General features: G+C 73.6%; 3 protein-coding genes. All 3 read right to left on the reverse strand.

What is annotated here, in order from left to right:
- Positions 1-1,809, reverse strand: a 1,809-nt coding sequence (locus AOK03_RS39350; RefSeq protein ID WP_208609707.1) for a TPM domain-containing protein, incomplete at its 3' end; no start/stop codon positions are given.
- A 112-nt stretch (positions 1,810-1,921) separates the two neighbouring features.
- Positions 1,922-3,340 carry a glucoamylase family protein gene (locus tag AOK03_RS39355; protein WP_055570134.1) on the reverse strand — a complete coding sequence of 473 codons (1,419 nt, stop codon included), beginning with the start codon at positions 3,338-3,340 and terminating at the stop codon, positions 1,922-1,924.
- A 111-nt stretch (positions 3,341-3,451) separates the two neighbouring features.
- Entirely contained in the window at positions 3,452-4,666 is a 1,215-nt protein-coding gene (locus tag AOK03_RS39360) for a glycoside hydrolase family 1 protein (protein ID WP_055570135.1), read from the reverse strand.
- Positions 4,667-4,726: the final 60 nt, after the last annotated feature.

Consider the following 4,726-nt stretch of genomic DNA (forward strand, 5'->3'; position numbering starts at 1 on the left):
GGCGGCGAGGGCCGCGGTGGCGTCGCCGCCCTCCGCCGCCTCCGCCTGCGCGAGGTGGCGCTGGGCCTCGGCCAGGCGGGTCCGCGCCGCGCTGCCGACGGCGCCGCGGTGCGTGGTGACGAAGTCCGCGGCCGCCCCGACGGCGCTGCGCGCGGTGAGCAGCGCCTGGGAGAGCAGGGTCCGGGCACGACGGTCGGTGACCTCGCGCTCGCGGGCACCCGCGAGGGCCTCGTCGAGCGCGGCGTCGGCTTCCTCGACGCGGCGCAGGGCGTCGAGCGGGTCGAAGGGCCCCGCGGACGTCCGGGCGCGCACCTCGGCGACGACCGACTCCGCGCGGGCCACACGGCCCCTCAGGTCCGCCGTGGAGACCTCTTCGGAGGTGCCGGCGAGGAGCCCGCGCGCGTCGGCGAGATCCGCCTCGGAATCGGCGAGCGCTCCCGGCAGCTTCTCGGCGGCCAGCGCGAGCTCGTCGGCCAGGCGGTTCACGGCGTCGACGAAAGTCCCTGCCTGGTCGACGGCGCCCTCGGCGGCGCGCAGGTGGACGGCGGCCCTGCCGTTCTCGCCCGCGTCGACGCTCTGCCGGGCCTGATTGAGGTGGGTGGTGGCGAACACCAGCCGGTCCTTGGCCTGCTCGACATGGCCGAGCACCGCTACGGAGGCCGTCGCCGCGTACTTCTCGCGGAGGATGGTGAGGGTGTCCTCCGCGGTGCCGGTGCGCCCCGCGACCTGCCGGAACACGGTCTCCGCGTGCTCCAGAGCCTGCGGGGCGCTCTTCTCCAGGGCGCGCAGCTGGTCGAACCCGGCGGTCTCGGCGTCCAGGCGGCGGCCCGCCTCCGTGCAGCGCGCCACGATCTCGTCCAGCATGCGGCGCCTGGTGGGATCGTCCTCGGGGAAGGCGTCGTCGAGCTCCTGACGCAGCCGGAACGCCGCCGTCAGCTCCGCCTGCGCATACGCGAGCGCGTCGGCGAAGGGCCTGACCGCGTCCTCGCCGAACTGCGCCGTGGCGAAGCCGAGCTCCTCGGTGCTGGTGCGGACCGCGTCATCGGTCTCCACGAGGAGCAGCCGGGCCTTCTGGTCGAGCTCGGGCAGCGGGGTGGCGTCCTTGCCCGCCCCCTGCCCCCAGCCGCCACCGGGGGTCGTGCGGGTGGTGGTGCGCTTCTTGCGCCGCTTGTACGCGACCGTGGCGGCGACACCGGCCGCGCACGCCGCCGCAACGGGGAGGACCAGATCGCCCGTGACGGAGTCGTCGGCACCGGAGCGGTCGGCGCCGGGGTCGGCCGTGCCCGGGGTGACCGACGGGGTGGGCACGGTACGGCCGGCGAGTACCGCGCGGTAGCCGTCCGCCGCGCCGATCGCGGCCCCGGCCCAGTCGTTCTCGCGCAGGGCGGGCCGGATCGCCGTGGTCGCCACGTCCCTGAGCTGCGCGTCGGTGAGCCGCGAACCCTCGTCCACGGAGTAGGCGAACTGGCGGTCGTGCGTGGCGACGGCCAGCAGCACGTCGTCGAGCCCGAGGCCGTTGAGCTCGGCCGTGGTGTCCGCCCAGCTCTGCGCGGAACGGCCGGAGAAGTCGCGTACGTAGACGACGAAGAGCTGCACGCCCCGGTCGTCGTACAGCCGGTCGAGCGCCTTCCGAGCGGCGTCGGCGCGGTCGCCGAGCGCGTCCACCTTGTCGGTGAGCTGGCCGGAGCGGGAGAGCGTGACCGGATCGTCGGCGGCCGCGGAAAAGGAGCTCAGCAGCGGGAACCAGGCGAGCAGCACGGCCACCGCGGCCGCTGCTGCCCGCGCGGCTATCTGCGAGGGCGGCGTCACATTTGGGAGCGTATGGCCGCTTACGGGGCGCCGCGACCCGGGGCGGGGGCTTGCTCCGGGGGCGCCGACCGCCCTCTGCCCCACTCCCTGCCCCGCCCCGGCGGCGCGGCCGTCAGATGCTGAAGCGCTCCTTGGCGAGCAGCGGCCGCACCCGCGAGGCGAAGCCGCCCGTACGGAACGGCGCCTGCAGCAGCCCGGGCCGCAGCTCCTGCGCGAGCGCCGCCGCGATCATGCCCTGGTCGAGCGCGAGCACGAAGTCGCTGACCCGCCCGCTGCGCACGTCCACCGAATCGCGGAATCCGTACGTCTCGTCGTACGCCCCGAAGTCGCGCCCCAGCGCCTTCAGGTTGTCGATGGCGGCCCCGCGCGCGTGGGGCAGGGCCAGGAAGGAGGCGTGCGGGGTCACGACTCCGAGGGAGTTGTAGCCCTCGACCTGCATGCCGATCGCGTCGACGCCGTATTCGCGGTAGCCGCCGGCGGGGATGTTGGCGGGCGAGAAGCCCCAGTAGCCGTACTTCTCCTCGACCAGGCCGTGCTCGATGTGACTGCGCACATAGCGGTCGTGCGTGGCGCCCCACGCGCGCGGGGACCACTCGGGCTCCGGCACGAAGAGCGGCACCATCAGCGCCTCGAACATCGAGCCGCCCCAGGTGGGCACGAGCTTGCGCCCCCGGTGGGTGTAGTGCCCCTGCCAGACGCGGATGCCGTCCACGGTGACGTACGAGCCTTCCGGCCGCTGCTCCTGCTCGTGCTCGGGAAGCATCGTGCGCAGCAGGTGCCAGTAGTGGTCGGAGGGGATCGAGCCGTCGGCGATGCCCAGGTAACTGGCCATGCGGGGCTCGGTGTTGAGCGCGCCGTAGTGGTGGGCTGTGGGCTCGCCCGTGTCGGTCCAGAAGCCGCCGCGCAGCTGGCCGGGGCGGGCGACGGGGTCGGCCGGATCGAAGGGCGTGTAGAAGTACGACCAGTCGGCGGCGGCCAGCAGCCGGGCGACGCGGGGACGCAGGGCCGGATCGGCGTGGGCGGCGATGCGCAGGCCGGTGACGAGCCAGGCGTTGTCGACGGACGAGAGGAACGGGCGGACCGGGTCGCCGGTGCCCGGCCAGCTCGTCAGGACCGAACCGTCGTGCGCGTCGTACCAGTTGAGCCAGAAGCCGTGGTGCCGCTCCAGCTTCTCGACGGCGGCGACGGTGCGGGCGAGGCGGCGGTGCATGGCGTCGTCGCCGATCACGCCGAGGCCCCGGGCGGCGACGGTGGACCAGAGGCCGCAGCCGATGTTGGTCGGTGAGGTCTGGCGCGAGGGCACGGGGGTGCCGGGCCCGCTGACGTCGATCTTGTCGGCCGTGAGCCCGAGTTCCGTCGTCATTGCCTCGATCGAGTGATACGTGGCTCGGAACCAGTGCCGGAGCAGCGGAGTTTCAGAGGTATGAGGACGAAGCGGATGGACACGAGGTGCGGCGGTGGCGGCCGGGGCGGCCCCGAGGGACAGAGCGGCGGCCCCGGCCCCGGCGGCGAGGAAGGTGCGACGATCCATGAGGCTCCAACTCCCATTGACGGCGATGCGGTTGTACGGGGGCCGACCGCTGTCAGGTGCGGCCGACCCCCGGGCCGTGGCGGCGGCGCGGGGCCGCCGGGGCGAGCGGTATCAGCCGGACTGGACGGCCAGGCGCGGCAGTTCACGGGTGTGGCCGAGCCCGCCCAGCCAGTGGGCGGAGGGCTTGGGGGTGCGGGCGAACGTCTCGCGGTCCCAGCCGATCAGCCCGAAGGCGGGCAGGTAGGAGCCCCACTCGTAGTTGTCCAGGGCGCTCCAGGCCAGGTAGCCGCCGATGTTGAGGCCGTCCTCCAGGCAGCCGGCGACCTCGTGCAGCGCGCCCTTGTAGTAGTCGATGCGGCGCTCGTCGCGGTCGGTGGCTATGCCGTTCTCGGTGACGATCAGGGGGATGCCCGCGTCGGCGAGCACCGCGGCGGTGTGCCGCAGCGCGTGCCCGACCGCCGCCGGGTAGTACTCCCACTGGGTCAGCGTGCGCTCGGCGTCCTCGGGTGCCGGGACCGGGCCCTCGGGGCCGATCTTGGTGCGGGTGTAGGACTGGACGCCGATCCAGTCGTCGCCGCGGGCGGCCTCGATGAAGACGTCCTCGCGCGGGTGGCGGTAGGCGGCGGCCACGTCCTCGGCGCCGGGCAGCGCCTGGTAGACCTGGTTGGCGACGGTCCAGCCGACCCGGACAGCGGGGTCGATCGCCCTGACCTCCTTGACGGCGGCGTGGTGCGCGGCGATCACGGCCTGCGTGGTCTCCTCGTCGGGCGTCGGCAGACCGGCGGGCGGGAAGCCGATGTCTCCGCGCCTGGCCTGCCCGGCCATGACGGCGATCATGTTCGGTTCATTGATGGTGCACACGTACGGCACACCGTCACCGATGACCGGCGCGCAAGCGGCGACATAGCGCGCGAAGAGCTCCACGGCGCCCTCCGCGGTCCACCCGCCCCGCGCCTCGAACCACTGCGGCACGGTGAAGTGGTGCAGGGTCACCATCGGCCTGAGGCCCCGCTCGATCGCGCCCTCGACCATCCGCCGGTAGTGCGCGAGCTCGGCCCGGGAGAACTGCCCCTCGACGGGCTCGATGCGGGCCCACTCGATGCTGAACCGGTAGTCGGTGAAGCCGAGCCGGGCCAGCAGGTCCATGTCCTCGGACCAGCGGTGATAGCTGTCGCAGGCGTCCAGGCTGGGCTCCTGGATGTGGGTGCCCGCGGTGTGCTCCTTCACCCACCAGTCGCTGTTGATGTTGTTGCCCTCGATCTGGTGGGCGGCGGTGGAGGCCCCCCACAGAAAGCCTTCGGGGAACGGGATCGGGGTGTGCGTCATCGCAGATTGTCTTTCTCTTACGCGGTGGGGGAGTGTCCGGTGGGGCGGGCAGTCCCGGGG

The organism is Streptomyces atriruber (assembly GCF_001418325.1).
GTDB classification, from domain to species: Bacteria; Actinomycetota; Actinomycetes; order Streptomycetales; family Streptomycetaceae; genus Streptomyces; species Streptomyces atriruber.